Annotated in this window: 16 protein-coding genes; 11 read left to right on the top strand and 5 right to left on the bottom strand. The window is 47.2% G+C overall.

Annotated elements, in window-relative coordinates; translation table 11 throughout:
• The 7 genes from GVY42_RS05565 to GVY42_RS05535 all read left to right on the top strand — a co-directional run bounded on the left by GVY42_RS05565 (nucleotide 1) and on the right by GVY42_RS05535 (nucleotide 7,118).
• Complete coding sequence (locus GVY42_RS05565; RefSeq protein ID WP_159562558.1) at nucleotides 1-1,152, top strand: MFS transporter; 1,152 nt, start codon at nucleotides 1-3, stop codon at nucleotides 1,150-1,152.
• A gap of 5 nt (nucleotides 1,153-1,157) precedes the next feature.
• Complete coding sequence (gene thpR, locus GVY42_RS05560) at nucleotides 1,158-1,733, top strand: RNA 2',3'-cyclic phosphodiesterase (protein WP_159562557.1); 576 nt, start codon at nucleotides 1,158-1,160, stop codon at nucleotides 1,731-1,733.
• Entirely contained in the window at nucleotides 1,703-2,542 is an 840-nt protein-coding gene (locus tag GVY42_RS05555) for an NERD domain-containing protein (RefSeq protein ID WP_078147217.1), read from the top strand. Before thpR ends, GVY42_RS05555 begins: the two co-directional genes overlap by 31 nt.
• Before the next feature lie 19 nt (nucleotides 2,543-2,561).
• Nucleotides 2,562-4,727 carry a type I pullulanase gene (gene pulA / locus GVY42_RS05550; protein WP_074036459.1) on the top strand — a complete coding sequence of 722 codons (2,166 nt, stop codon included), beginning with the start codon at nucleotides 2,562-2,564 and terminating at the stop codon, nucleotides 4,725-4,727.
• A 49-nt stretch (nucleotides 4,728-4,776) separates the two neighbouring features.
• Nucleotides 4,777-5,571, top strand: a complete 795-nt coding sequence (locus GVY42_RS05545) for a phosphotransferase family protein (RefSeq protein ID WP_159563652.1) — start codon at nucleotides 4,777-4,779, stop codon at nucleotides 5,569-5,571.
• A 284-nt stretch (nucleotides 5,572-5,855) separates the two neighbouring features.
• Nucleotides 5,856-6,503 (top strand): tRNA (guanosine(46)-N7)-methyltransferase TrmB, encoded by a 648-nt coding sequence (gene trmB, locus GVY42_RS05540; protein ID WP_012726768.1) that lies wholly within the window; start codon nucleotides 5,856-5,858, stop codon nucleotides 6,501-6,503.
• A 105-nt stretch (nucleotides 6,504-6,608) separates the two neighbouring features.
• Complete coding sequence (locus GVY42_RS05535; protein WP_230872823.1) at nucleotides 6,609-7,118, top strand: hypothetical protein; 510 nt, start codon at nucleotides 6,609-6,611, stop codon at nucleotides 7,116-7,118.
• 38 nt (nucleotides 7,119-7,156) lie between these two features.
• Here the strand turns inward: GVY42_RS05535 and dhaM are convergent, their stop codons facing one another.
• The 4 genes from dhaM to GVY42_RS05515 all read right to left on the bottom strand — a co-directional run bounded on the left by dhaM (nucleotide 7,157) and on the right by GVY42_RS05515 (nucleotide 9,510).
• Entirely contained in the window at nucleotides 7,157-7,507 is a 351-nt protein-coding gene (gene dhaM, locus GVY42_RS05530) for a dihydroxyacetone kinase phosphoryl donor subunit DhaM (protein WP_256369426.1), read from the bottom strand.
• A gap of 10 nt (nucleotides 7,508-7,517) precedes the next feature.
• A complete protein-coding gene (gene dhaL, locus GVY42_RS05525; RefSeq protein WP_370148738.1) occupies nucleotides 7,518-8,105 on the bottom strand; it encodes a dihydroxyacetone kinase subunit DhaL in 588 nt (195 codons plus the stop codon).
• A gap of 22 nt (nucleotides 8,106-8,127) precedes the next feature.
• Nucleotides 8,128-9,105, bottom strand: a complete 978-nt coding sequence (dhaK, locus tag GVY42_RS05520) for a dihydroxyacetone kinase subunit DhaK (protein ID WP_074036462.1) — start codon at nucleotides 9,103-9,105, stop codon at nucleotides 8,128-8,130.
• 102 nt (nucleotides 9,106-9,207) lie between these two features.
• Nucleotides 9,208-9,510, bottom strand: coding sequence for a PepSY domain-containing protein (locus GVY42_RS05515; protein WP_012726763.1), 303 nt, complete (start codon nucleotides 9,508-9,510; stop codon nucleotides 9,208-9,210).
• A 138-nt stretch (nucleotides 9,511-9,648) separates the two neighbouring features.
• On the opposite strand from GVY42_RS05515, the gene GVY42_RS05510 reads away from it, so the two are divergent.
• Together GVY42_RS05510 and GVY42_RS05505 are read left to right on the top strand one after the other, a co-directional pair.
• Complete coding sequence (locus tag GVY42_RS05510; protein ID WP_074036464.1) at nucleotides 9,649-10,722, top strand: M42 family metallopeptidase; 1,074 nt, start codon at nucleotides 9,649-9,651, stop codon at nucleotides 10,720-10,722.
• Nucleotides 10,723-10,872: 150 nt separating this feature from the next.
• Nucleotides 10,873-11,889, top strand: coding sequence for a PTS transporter subunit IIC (locus GVY42_RS05505; protein ID WP_159562555.1), 1,017 nt, complete (start codon nucleotides 10,873-10,875; stop codon nucleotides 11,887-11,889).
• Nucleotides 11,890-11,923: 34 nt separating this feature from the next.
• Here GVY42_RS05505 and GVY42_RS05500 read toward each other — a convergent pair whose 3' ends face one another.
• Nucleotides 11,924-12,256, bottom strand: a complete 333-nt coding sequence (locus tag GVY42_RS05500; RefSeq protein WP_159562554.1) for a hypothetical protein — start codon at nucleotides 12,254-12,256, stop codon at nucleotides 11,924-11,926.
• A gap of 115 nt (nucleotides 12,257-12,371) precedes the next feature.
• On the opposite strand from GVY42_RS05500, the gene GVY42_RS05495 reads away from it, so the two are divergent.
• Entirely contained in the window at nucleotides 12,372-12,683 is a 312-nt protein-coding gene (locus GVY42_RS05495; RefSeq protein ID WP_159562553.1) for a thioredoxin family protein, read from the top strand.
• A 6-nt stretch (nucleotides 12,684-12,689) separates the two neighbouring features.
• Nucleotides 12,690-13,484, top strand: a complete 795-nt coding sequence (locus tag GVY42_RS05490; RefSeq protein WP_159562552.1) for a DUF1444 domain-containing protein — start codon at nucleotides 12,690-12,692, stop codon at nucleotides 13,482-13,484.

The following is a 13,484-nucleotide window of genomic DNA, read 5'->3' as shown; positions in this document are numbered from 1 at the left end:
TTGGATTCGCAAAAAAGATTGTTTCAGTCTGTATACGTCGCGATATTCTTCGCGCAAGGGGCATTGATCCCTTATATGACCTTATACTTTTCACAAACTAAGTTTGGGTTGACACCTAGCCAAGTCGGGATTGTGGTGGCCATCTTACCGATTCTATCCATCGGCGTGCAACCATTGTGGGGGATGTTGACCGACCGGACGGGGAGAGTCCGTGCCTGGTTGATTTTGGCGATGCTGAGCGCCGCACTCATTTCTCTCACGTTTTTAGTGGCGACCTCTTACATTTGGATTGTCATACTTATGGTGATTTGGTCCGTTTTCCAATGTGCTCACATCCCGCTTGTGGACATGATGACACTCGACTATACGACGCGGTCGAAAGTTGATTACGGTGCAATTCGACTCTTTGGATCAGCGGGATTTGCCATTGCCGTCTTTGCAATGGGACGAATCTCTGATAGCACGTGGGGACTAGCTAGTACATTCGTGTTGAGTGCTATTTTACTCATCCTTGGCAGCGTATTTGTTCGAATGATTCCAGAGAAAAGTTCGATTCGCGATGTGACGTTGGCGCCGCTCTCATGGACGGCTGTTTGGAACAAACACTTTGTGTTCTTTTTATGTGGTGGGATGCTCGTCTTCGGCCCGATTTACGCGAATAACTATTATTTCGGTCTTTACGTGACGAACAGCGGTGGCTCGACGACGTTGGTCGGAACGCTATTCCTCGTGGCAGTGTTATTTGAAATCCCGTTTATGAAAGTGGCGTCCCAATTGGTTGAACGCTATGGAAACGTCAGCGTTCTTGTCGGGGCGGCTATCATTTCGGCAGTTCGGAACGGGGTACTTGCGTTAGAACCACCGATTTGGGTTGTGTGGCTCCTTGCGATTGCACAAGGTCTCGTCGTTGGACTTTTGATTCCCGTCGCACTTCAATTCGTTCGGACGCTCGTCGATCGGCAAGTTTCCTCGACGGCCATCGGGGTATATATGGCATTGACGTCCGGGCTTGCGACAGCTGGATTTAATATGCTGAGTGGTAAAATCATTGAACTTGACGATATTTTAGGCGTGTTTTGGATGTATACCATCGTCACGGCACTAGGAGCGTTGATTTGGATCGGAATGTCACGTCGCACCCTGAAAGGATGAATGAGATGAGTACGCATTACTTTATTGCGATTCCCATTGAAGCGACTGAATTGGTTGACGTACAGCAAACCATCTTACCTTATTATTCGTATCGAAGAATCTATCGACCGGAAGAGTTCCATATGACAGTGCAATTTTTAGGAAGCGTGGATGGGGATGAATTAGACGAAGTAAAAGAAATCACGCGTAGAATTTGCGAGAAAACATTACCATTCACGTTGGAGTTTCGAGCTATCGACCATTTTGGGCGACCAGATCGGCCCCGCGTTTTGACCATCGTTCCGGATGACTCCGAACCCCTTCAACGGTTGGCGCATACCCTCCGCCATGAACTAGTTGATGTGATTCCAAGATTGGACCGGAAGTCGTTTGTCCCTCACGTGACGCTCGCTAAAAAATGGGGCGAAGGGGAGCGTGTCCCGTACGTCCCCCCTGAATTTCACGCGACGGAATCAGTAGAAGAATTAATTTTATATGAAGTACAGCCGACTCATACACCTGCCTATCGAGCAGTAGACGTATTTCCGCTAAGACGGCCAGAGGAGGATATATGGCAATCCCGGTTAAAATTTTTGACGTAATCTCAAAATATGAACGTGATGTATTAGATCAATATAATCGTTATTTGGAATATGTGGAGTCCGATACGGCACGTCTACAGCGCCTTCATGAAAACAATCGCTTAAACCCGGTCGAAGTGCTCGAAATTGACCGACCGTGGTGGAAGTTTTGGGCGAAGACGGAACGAATCGAATTGGAGCCGAAGCCGCTCTCTGAATCACAATATCAAAAGTTGTTACGAGAGCGCCGGCATATCCAAAAGCTTCAATTCGCTTGTGAAGGGGTGCTTGAGACAGATTTACCGCATCTGGCGTTTATTCGTGACTTCGCTTATCGTGTGATGCGCACCGATTGGAACGAACGACACTTTTTCTTGTATCGACCGGTCATCGAATGGAATGGTGCGATGGTTGAATTGAGTCATGTCATCGTCGGACCGACGCACCTTTATATCGTAGAATGGCTTGAAGGCGATCGAAGCATCTATCACATATCGAAAGAGAAGACATGGGTTCATCAACCGCTGAAAGGGGAAAATACCCGTGTAGTGAACCCGCTGATTGCATTGACACGGACAGAGGAACTGATTCGTCAAGTTCTACCGCATTATGCGGGCGTGCTACAAAAAGTCGTCATTGCGACAAATGGATATTTTGATAACGTTCCAAGTGTTCGATCGACCCAATATATCGGTCGTAATGAATATACGGAATGGATGAAACAAGTGAACGGTCGTGCACCGATTGTAAAAGCACAGCAGATTCGTGACGTTGCTACCATATTAGAAGTGACTGCCAAGTTGCCGTTTCGTCAATTCATGGATCAGTGATTGAGAGGAAGGGACGCATATGCATCACACACCAGATCAAAAGACCGCCTCACATGTGACCATCGAGAGCGCGTCTTTCGTATCATTTGAGACCATACAACTTGAGATTGTGCGCGAATATGAATCCGTTCCAGTACAAATCGAACAGAATGGACGCCCGGTCGACTATCTCGTCGAGCAACAGTTTGTGACGGAATCCGGGAAGATCGAACAAATCCTTCGTTTAAACGAACCAATCTCTTTAGAAACGTTGTACACCGTCTGCCATCCGGGTCATAAGACGACGGTTGTCGTACCACGAGAAATCGTCCGATCAGAGGAATTCGAACGTCGTTTCTCATATGATGGTCCACTCGGCGTATCGTTTACGCCGCACGGAATGGAAGTGACGGTATGGTCTCCGGTTGCTTTATCCATGTGGATTACAGTGCATGATGATACGAATCACAGAGAAATTGAGCGATTTCACATGAACCGCGGCGCACGCGGGGAATGGAGTGGTGAAATACCACAAGCGTTCCAAGGTATGTTTTATCGCTTAGAAGTGAAAACACCGGTCGATACGAGGCAAGTCGTCGATCCTTATGCGCGAGCCGTCAGTTTGAACGGTGAGTATGGCGTACTACAAGATGTCTCACGATTTGTCAATAAACAGGTCGAACGAGCCGCGCGCCCCCCTTTATGGAAGGCAACGGATGCCGTCATCTATGAACTTCACATCCGGGATTTTACAAGCCATCCCTCATCGATGAGTCAATTGAAAGGACTATACGGTGGGGTATCTGAAAAAGGAGTTCGGACGAAAGAAGGCAATAGTGCCGGACTCGACTATTTAAAAGAACTTGGCGTGACCCATGTCCAGTTGCTTCCTGTCCATGATTTTGGAAGTGTCGATGAGACAACGCGTATGCCGTACAACTGGGGCTATGACCCGATTCATTGGTTCGGACTTGAAGGAAGTTATGCCTCAAGACCGGATGTGCCGATGAGTCGTGTGTTCGAATATGCGACACTCGTCTCTGACTTGCATCAAGCGGGTCTTCGAGTCGTTACAGACGTCGTGATGAATCATATTTATATTCGAGAACAATCCCCACTCGAAGCGCTCGTACCATACTATTATTTTCGATACGAGCACGACGGGACGATAGCGAACGGAACCGGTGTCGGGAATGACACGGCGTCAGAACGCTATATGATGCGACGTATGATTGTCGACTTCGTGACGTATTTCGCAACAACCTATCAAGTGGATGGGTTCCGCTTCGATTTAATGGGGATTCATGATGTCGAAACGATGAATCAAGTACGGGCCGCGCTCGATAAGGTTGATCCCTCAATTCTCGTCTATGGAGAAGGGTGGGACTTAGCGACACCGCTTGGACAGTCATTGAAGGCGACGTCACAAAATGCTGCACGCATGCCTCGAATCGGACACTTCAACGATATGATTCGGGATGCGTTGAAGGGGTCGACGTTTAATGACAGGGAACGTGGATTCATCTCCGGGAATGAGTGGCGAGAGTGGGAACTTCGAGAATGTCTTACTGGAGCCGTCCATATTCCGAACGTAACGGTCGGTCGTTTCCCGAGTCCGACTTATTCCATCAATTATGCCGAAGCCCATGACAACTATACGATCTATGACAAATTAATGTTGTCTTGTGAAGGAGTCGATGAAACGACTCGTCTTGCCATGCAACGTCTTGCTAATGCGGTCGTCATCACATCCCAAGGCATCCCGTTCATCCATGCCGGTCAAGAGTTTGGGCGGACGAAACAGGGTGTCGAAAATAGCTATAATTCACCCGATCACATCAATCATTTTGATTGGGATCTTCGTGACACACGAATCAAAGACATCGAGTATGTGAAGACACTCTTGAAGTTACGGCGACTCCATACATGTTTCCGGTATGATTCCAGACAAGAAGTCATTGACCATTTCACGTTTCTCCCATCTCCTCCTGGCGTCATTATCTATGAATTGACGGCCAGTCATTCTTATGATGCGTGGCAACGGGTACGCGTCTATGTGAACGGTACGTTCGACTCGCTTTCATTCGAGAGCGATGCGAAATGGAACGTATACGTTCAAGGAGAAACGGCGAGTCTCGTTCCGCTCGCACGAAACCCAACACACATTCAAGTCGAGTCGTTGTCAATGACGATTCTCGCGTGTTAAGATGTTGATTGTATCTCTTTAATTCAAGTAAGATTTGAGCGTGATGAATATGTATTCAGATATAGTCGGTGCGCTCGGGAAAGAGTGGACAGTCGCTTCAGCCGGAGGCATTACGGGCGAAGCGTATGTAGCGACGACGCGCCAACAGAAGATTTTTGTCAAACGAAATTCTTCTCCGTTTTTGGCGATCTTGTCAGCGGAAGGAATCGTACCAAAGCTTCTTTGGACAAAGCGAATGTTTAATGGGGACGTGTTAAGCGCCCAACAATTTATCGAAGGCCGCGAACTTTCACCAGAAGATATGAAACGACCTGATGTCGCGGCGCAACTCGGAAAGATTCATAACTCGAAAGAGCTATTATTCATGTTGCAACAGCTTAACCACACACCGGTGACGCCGCACTTGTTGCTCCGTCAGTGTGAGGCATATGAACAAGATGAAACAGACCCAATCATCGGAGAAGCCATTCAATGGCTAAAACACCATTTGCCAAAAGTCGACGAGCAAGAATTCGTCGTCTGTCATTCTGATTTAAACCATAATAATTGGATTGAGGATGAGAGCGGCCTACTCTACTTGACGGATTGGGATGATGCGATCATTGCAGACCGCGCGTTCGATTTGGCGATGGTTGTATATAGCTATATAGATGAAGTGGAGTGGGAGCGCTGGTTCTCTCATTACGGGGTACGTGTCTCGAGTGAGCTCCATAATCGAATGCATTGGTATGCAATCGCCCAGACGATTTTGACAATCTATGGGGAAGAGAATGACTCTGCGCGAACTGAAGGATTTCATGTATTACGTGAGCTGATGGATGAGGCGTACGAACGAATCAATTAAAAGGGATGGCTGTTCGCCACCCCTTTTTGAATGTGTTAAATGTCATCTGGATTCATAAAGTAAGCCCAAACGAACGTTGCGATGACACCAGCAAAAAACGTCAGTGGAGCTGCATAAAAAATAAGGAACTGATCTAAAGTACTCATTGTATTTAACCTCCTTGTGAAGGATGATTCACGTTCATTAAACTATGATTTCGTGTATAATCGCAAGAGGACTGCTCGTCCGTAACGTGCATATTCCCATTAAACTTGAACATTTGATGAACGAAAGGTAGGATTTTCATGCGTTTACGACATAAGCCTTGGGCAAAAGAATATATGGAAGCTCAAGAACATGTATTTATTCAACATCCTGAACAGTTGAAAGGTAACTGGAGCACTGAATTCGGGAATGACCACCCGCTCTTTATCGAGGTCGGTTCAGGAAAAGGACAATTTATTTTAGGGATGGCGAAACAACACCCGGATGTGAACTTCATTGCAATCGAGTTGTTTGAGAGCGTAGCCGTTTCCATCGTACAAAAATTAGTCGAAACCCCGATGCCGAACGTGAGAGTATTGACGGTCGATGCGAAACGACTCGTCGACTACTTTGAAGCGGGGGAAGTCGATCGCGTATACTTAAACTTCTCCGATCCGTGGCCAAAGACACGACATGCGAAACGACGTCTAACATATAAGACGTTTTTGGCGACATATGAGGCGATTCTTCCGAAAGCAGGAGAGATTCATTTCAAGACGGACAACCGTGGATTGTTTGAATATTCGCTTCAGAGTATGAGTCAATACGGGATGTTCTTCACAGAAATTTCACTAGATTTACATGTCAATGAACCAGAAGATAATATTCGAACAGAGTATGAAGAGCGCTTTAGTGCGCTCGGTCAGCCGATTTACCGAATGGAAGCCGTATTCCGTCCGAAAAATTGACACGCTTTTTTCTTATTTTAATAGTATTTTCTTCACACTTTTTTCTTTCTTCTTGGTACAATAGGAATGACGCTAAACTGGAATAAGAGAAGGGGGAACATGGGGATGTTGAAAAAAGCATGGGCAAGCCTGCTTGCAGTAATCTTCATTCTAACAATCGCACCAATGAATACCTCAGCGAACGAAGCGTTCTTAGACGCTCTCGAAGAGGATTTGAAAGCAACGCATTATGACTATAAAGAAGGAACAGCTGAAATCATCAAAGAAGAGACGCTTCGCCATTCAAACGGCAACGAAGTCATCGCGGCTGTCGTAGAGCTCGATACGATTCGTGATGGGATCTTCATCACACGTAAAACCGAGTACCATTACTTTGATGCGACAGACAACAAGATTCTTACATCAGCGGATCTCGTAGAAGTAGAAGGAGCCTCAGAGTTTGCGGACGCGAACATCGACATGCTCGGTCAACAGATCGTCTATTGGTTACCGGTATTGGTCTTGCTTCTATTGATTGCGATTCCAGCACTCATTTTGTTCTTGGTTGTACCACGTTTCTATTCAACAAGTTCATATATGAATGCCGTATATGAAAAGAATGACAACCCAAGATAAGACATGAAAGTACCCCGTTCAAGAGAACGGGGTACTTTTTACTGTTGTTTTAACTGTCCGACGATATCAGTTAGTGACATCCCATTTCCTGAAGAAACGGAGGCGATGAAGGCACTCTCGACAATTGGACCATCAAAAAATTCGACATGTTTGTCACCTTCGTACATATCGATGGCGAGTTCCGCATTCATTGTCGCCGATCCGATATCACTGAGGAGAAGTGCTTCTCCTTCGACCTGATCGAGCGCTGATAAGATGCGATTTACATCCGTTCCGATAGCGCCATCCTCAAGACCACCAGCTAGATGAATGGGCACGGACGGTGCCATTTCCTTCATCAAATCTTGGATGCCTTCCGCAATTTTTGCGCTGTGCGAGACGATGATCAATTCAACGATGTCAATCGACCTCCTTCATAATCGCGGCCAAAAGGATTGAGCTAGAAAGGGCACCCGGATCAACGGTTCCGCGAGAGTTTTCTCCGAAATAAGAGGCTCTTCCTTTCGTGGCCACCATATCTTCTGTTTTTTGGACAAGCGCGTCTAATTTCTGTTTATAATCTTCCCCTTGTTGGACTTGCTCGAGGAACGGGTCCCACACGTCGACCATCGTTTTTTGGCCGACTTCCGATTTCCCTCGTGCTTTGATAGAATTCGAACCTTCCTGAAGTGCCTCCTTGAGTAAGCCAAAGTCCGCTTCGGTCGCATCCCCGAACTTGTTTGCCATCTTCACGAAAGCTGAACCGTATAAAGGTCCGGCCGCACCGCCGACTTTCGACATGAGGGTCATCCCGACCTTTTTACTAAGTGCTCCAAGAGAATCATAGTCCTCATCTAAAATTGTAGAGACCGCATCAAAACCACGAGACATGTTGATCCCATGGTCACCGTCGCCGATGGCCCGGTCTAAATCGGTCAACGTATCCTTTTGCTCTTCGATGCCAACTTGTGCGTCGCGTAACGCCTGCTTCATCCGATCAATCGTCAACATAAACCAAACACCTCATTTATCAAATTTTGAATCCGAGTGCTGCTGAAGGAGCGTCGAGATACGTCGTCATCTCATCATCGAGAGGGAGTAACGTGATGGAGAACCCATGCATCTCGAGTGAAGTCATGTAGTTACCGACATACTTTCGTTTGAGGGTATATCCAGCAGCTTCAAGTTTTTCTGCAACGAAATGATACGTCACATACAGCTCAGATAGTGGCGTTCCACCCATTCCATTCACCATGACGGCAACTTCTCCTGGCTCGACTTCTTTTTTCAGGTGACTGAGGAGGTCGTCGACGATTTGGTCGACATCACTCGTCGGTTTCCGTTCAACACCTCGTTCCCCGTGAATCCCGATTCCAATCTCCATCTCTTCCTCGTTCAAGTCGAACCCAGGTTTACCGCTCACCGGCATATAACAAGGTTCGACTGCCATCCCCATGGAGCGAACGTGAGACGCTACTTTCTCGGCGATGGATTTGACTTCTTCGAGTGACTTCCCGCTAGCAGCGGCAGCTCCCGCGATTTTATGGACGAAGACGGTTCCGGCAACCCCTCTGCGATCTTCTTTGTTCGAAATGGCGACGTCATCTGCGACGACGACGTGGTCGACTTTGATGCCGTCTCCTTCGGCCAGTTCTGCGGCGAGCTCAAAGTTCATCACGTCGCCGGAATAGTTTTTCACAATCAAGAGAACGCCGTTTCCACCGTCAGCTGCTTTGATTCCTTCAAGCACCATGTCCGGAGTAGGAGAGGTGAACACTTCCCCACAAACTGCCGCATCGAGCATACCGTCCCCGACATATCCGGCGTGTGCTGGCTCGTGACCACTACCGCCTCCAGAGACGAGACCGACTTTTCCAGACTTCGCTCCGTCAGCCCGACAGATGACATTCACACCGTCGACTCGACCATACACTTCAGGATGGGCATGGACCATCCCTTCAACCATTTGCGATACGAGTTCACTTGCTTCACCGATTAGCTTCTTCACGCGAGATCACTCCTTTTTTAAATTGAAAACTACCAATTTCAATTTTCCACTCTTTCAAGGGAACTAAACAAAAAAACCGACGAATCATTCGTCGGTTTCGTATCATGCATATTCGAGTAATGCGCCAGTCTCAGAGTCGACTGTAAACTCATATGTTTTCTCTTCATCGTTCTCAAGAACCGAGATGCCACCTTTGTAGACGTCGTATTCACGGCCGTCGTATGTGTAGATCTCCGGTGATGCAGAAATCCATGCCCCTTGGACATGACCTTTTGCTGAGAAAGCACGTTTTGTGTACTCTAACGCGTTTTCTGCAGATAAGCTACGTTCATCTAAAGCTTTTTTCGTCATAAGTGCGGCAATGACGGCAACCCCGATTCCAATAAACCAATACCTTTTTTTCATATGACTACCTCCCCTTGAACTATGGCTATCATGTACATCGTACCAAAACCTGTACCCGAATGGAATGAAAAGCATTCGCATCCTGTCAAAACTTTTGTATATAATGAGACAAGAACGGTTAGGAAAGGATGATGAAAGATGGATCAGAAGACGAGAGATTTATTTAAGACGCTAACAGAACTTCCAGGAGCTCCTGGGTTCGAGTCTGAAGTTCGTCAATTTGTACGTGGACGAATTGAACCCCATTCAGATGAGATTGTCACGGATGGCATCGGATCAATTTTTGGGAAACGTGTCGGAGATGAGTCGGGACCGAAAGTCATGGTAGCCGGACATATGGATGAGGTCGCTTTTATGGTGACACGGATTACCGAGAACGGCATGCTTTACATACAACCACTCGGTGGCTGGTGGAGCCAAGTGCTCATGGCACAACGCTTCGACATCATCACGTCGAACGGTAAAATCCCGGGTGTCGTCGCTTCGACACCGCCTCATTTGTTAGGACCAGATGCGATGAGTAAGCCGATGGACATCAAGCAGATGTTTATCGACATCGGAGCAGATTCTAAAGAAGAAGCAGAGTCATGGGGTGTACGTCCAGGGGTCCCTGCTGTCCCATCGAGCGCATTCACCCCACTTCATCACCCGAAAAAGATTATGGCCAAAGCTTGGGACAACCGTTATGGCGTCGGTCTTGCGATTGAATTGTTGGAGGAAACGACAAAAGCCGATCACCCGAACATCTTGTTCTCGGGTGCTACTGTACAAGAAGAAGTCGGACTACGTGGAGCGCAGACGGCATCTGAATTGATTCAGCCAGATGTGGCACTCGTACTCGATGCTTCACCGGCAAATGATGCCTCAGGGAGTAAAACGGAGTTCGGTCAGCTCGGTGAGGGAGCTTTGATTCGAATTCTAGATCGCGTCATGATCATGTCTCCTGAAATGCGTGATTTCTTACTCGATACGGCTTCAGACGAAAACATTAAAACACAATATTTCGTCTCACCAGGCGGTACCGATGCGGGGCGCGTACACATGAGCGGAGAAGGGGTGCCGACAGCCGTCATTGGCGTCGCATCTCGTTATATCCATACACATGCTTCAATTCTTCATACAGATGACTATGATGCAGCAAAAGCGTTACTCAAAGCGTTAGTCAAGCGACTTGATCGTTCGACACTTGAAACGCTACGTCCATCTCGTTAAGTCAAACATTCCGTTCACTCGAAAGATGAGTGAACGGTTTTTTTGTGGATGTTCTTGCTATTTCATGAAAACGTCTTATACTGATAAAGGTGTTTATACATGTATATTACTTATGACAAGACACTTGTATAAGGGTAAGGAGGATATGTTATGTTCAAGAAAAAAGGAATCTCATTGAGCCCGTCGCTTTATTTTGTGACCGCGCTAAGTTATATGGCACTAGGTTTGTTTAGTACATTAATCATCGGTCTGATCATGAAAACAATCGGAGGTCAGCTCGAAGGGACGACATTCACAGGGATGAGTGCCACATTGATTCAAATCGGGGATGTTGCCATGAGCTTGACCGGACCGGCAATCGGGATTGCCATCGCCTATGCGCTAGAGGCGCCACCGCTCATTTTGTTTTCTGCGCTCGTTGTCGGGGCATTTGGATATGAGTTCGGCCCGGCAGGAAGCTACGTTGCGACAATTCTTTCGGTCGAAGTCTCAAAACTCGTCTCTAAATCGACGAAGCTAGATATTCTAGTGACGCCGTTCACTACGATTGCCGTAGGCTATTTCACAGCAACGTATATCGGCAAGTATGTCGGCCTATTCATGACGCAACTCGGTGGTTGGATTGAATGGGGGACGGAGCAACAGCCGTTGTTCATGGGAGTGGTCGTCGCGACATTGATGGGACTTGCGTTAACGGCACCGATTTCAAGTGCTGCCATCGCATTGATGCTCGGTTTGAATGGGATTGCCGCTGGTGCAGCGACTGTCGGTTGTGCGGCTCAGATGATCGGGTTTGCCATCACGAGTTATCGTGATAACGGAGTCGGTGGGGCGATTGCTCAAGGGATTGGCACCTCGATGCTTCAAGTCGGGAACATTGTGAAAAACCCTTGGATTCTCCTTCCGCCGACAATGGCCGGTGCTGTATTGGCACCAATCGCGATTCTGTTGTTTGAACTGGAAAGTGTCGCTGCGGGGGCGGGCATGGGAACAAGTGGGCTTGTCGGTCCAATCGTCATGCTCGAAACAATGGGCTTTACTTGGTACACCTTTCTCGTCGTCATTGGTTTCCTCATAATCGGACCAGCTCTATTGAGCTACGCGGTATACGCAGTCTTGCGAAGAACCGGTCGGATTCAACCGAATGATTTAAAAATTGATTACTAAAGAAGAGCAACGTTTCGAGGAACGTTGCTCTTTTTCATCCAATTCCAAACCACATTTTAACGGACTCAACCGTCTCACGTGGGACGCGGAAACTGATTAGGAATAACATGAGCACGATCACGTAAATCGGAATCAAGAAGCGCTTTCGAATGATGGGTAAGTGACGTGCCAATTTCTTAAGGAATTTTTCGAGCACATAAATGATGGCAAAACCGACGACGAGCCAAATCAAGATCTCTAGTCTCGTTTTATCGGTGTCAATAAACAAATAGCCGTATCGCAAAATGGCAAGCATTCCAAAAACACCGACCATCTGTTCAAGAGGGTGTTTCATTTCAGGGTTTAACGTTTCACGTGTTAATTTCATTCAGCTTCACCTGTTTCAACTAGTTTCGGCTTTGATTATAACAAACAGCAGAGCAGAATGTGTGACTTGACTTATGCTATTATAAGTGAGGAAAAAACGAACAGGAGTGATAATCATGAAACGACTATCCACAATGGCAGAATATATGGAAGCAAAAGAAGCGAAAAGTGTCCTTATGTTTTCAGCGACATGGTGTGGGGATTGCCGATTCCTTGACCCATTCATGCCAGAAATCGAAAAGAAATTTGAAGCATGGACGTTCTATTACGTCGATCGTGACGAGTTCATGGAACTTGCGCAAGAACTTGATGTTTTTGGCATCCCAAGCTTTGTTGCGTTTGAAAATGGCAAAGAGGTTGATCGCTACGTCGGTCGTGAACGGAAGACGCCGGAACAGGTTGAAGCTTTCTTGAACGGATTAGGGTGAGTCTTCATGGAACGGAATGAGCTAAGACGTTATCTAGAATCGCATTTTAATGAGGAATACCGTACTTCTTACGACCGTGAGAATGAGGTGCTGCGCGTCGAACGAAAATCTGACCGTTTTGGGGTCAATATTCGCCTTGCGCCGATTGTAGCAAAGGCAAAGACACGCGGTAAGGTTGCCGTCGATGAAGTCATCGAGTATATCGAATCGGCGATGAAGGCGGACGATCACATCTCCCTCACCGGAAATGAAGATAGCATCTATCCTGTCATTCGCTCGAACTCCTTCTCGAAGACGACAAAAAATGGAGAAGCACTTGTTTTTACTCCGCATACGGCCGAGACCGCTATTTTTTATGCGCTGGACCGCGGGAACGGGTATCGATTGATTGAAGAACGCCACCTTTCGGATGAGATGACGCTCGACCGCATCGAACGAATCGCCCGTGAGAATGTGAAAAAACTACCGACCGAGATGAAGCAAGACGAAGTGGCTGGGAATCCCTTCTACTTCTTATCAACTCGCGATGGCTACGAGGCGTCTCGTGTGTTAAATGACGAGTTTCTTCGGCTGATGGAACGACGGATTGAAGGGGATATGCTCGTCGGTGTCCCACATCAGGATGTGATGATCGTTGCGGACATTCGAAATGACCAAGGGTATGATGCGATGCAGCAATTGATGTTTGATTTCTTCACAAATGGTCGAATTCCCGTCACTGCACTCGCCTTTCACTATGAGGCGGGGGAACTTGAACCGATTTTCATTGTCGGAAAAAAGACCCCGCCATCGAACACATAA

The sequence above is a fragment of the Exiguobacterium sp. 8A genome, from assembly GCF_902506275.1.
Lineage (GTDB): Bacteria > Bacillota > Bacilli > Exiguobacteriales > Exiguobacteriaceae > Exiguobacterium > Exiguobacterium profundum.
The sequence above is the reverse complement of the archived record's forward strand: the minus strand, read 5'-3'. Positions and strand labels throughout refer to the sequence as shown.

Coding starts and splice junctions, on each gene's coding strand:
- GVY42_RS05505 (WP_159562555.1), top strand. CDS start 10,873: ATGTTCAAGAAAAAAGGAATCTCATTGAGCCCGTCGCTTTATTTTGTG.
- GVY42_RS05500 (WP_159562554.1), bottom strand. CDS start 12,256: ATGAAATTAACACGTGAAACGTTAAACCCTGAAATGAAACACCCTCTT.
- GVY42_RS05545 (WP_159563652.1), top strand. CDS start 4,777: ATGTATTCAGATATAGTCGGTGCGCTCGGGAAAGAGTGGACAGTCGCT.
- GVY42_RS05495 (WP_159562553.1), top strand. CDS start 12,372: ATGAAACGACTATCCACAATGGCAGAATATATGGAAGCAAAAGAAGCG.
- GVY42_RS05515 (WP_012726763.1), bottom strand. CDS start 9,510: ATGAAAAAAAGGTATTGGTTTATTGGAATCGGGGTTGCCGTCATTGCC.
- GVY42_RS05490 (WP_159562552.1), top strand. CDS start 12,690: ATGGAACGGAATGAGCTAAGACGTTATCTAGAATCGCATTTTAATGAG.
- thpR (WP_159562557.1), top strand. CDS start 1,158: ATGAGTACGCATTACTTTATTGCGATTCCCATTGAAGCGACTGAATTG.
- GVY42_RS05510 (WP_074036464.1), top strand. CDS start 9,649: ATGGATCAGAAGACGAGAGATTTATTTAAGACGCTAACAGAACTTCCA.
- trmB (WP_012726768.1), top strand. CDS start 5,856: ATGCGTTTACGACATAAGCCTTGGGCAAAAGAATATATGGAAGCTCAA.
- pulA (WP_074036459.1), top strand. CDS start 2,562: ATGCATCACACACCAGATCAAAAGACCGCCTCACATGTGACCATCGAG.
- GVY42_RS05535 (WP_230872823.1), top strand. CDS start 6,609: ATGTTGAAAAAAGCATGGGCAAGCCTGCTTGCAGTAATCTTCATTCTA.
- GVY42_RS05555 (WP_078147217.1), top strand. CDS start 1,703: ATGGCAATCCCGGTTAAAATTTTTGACGTAATCTCAAAATATGAACGT.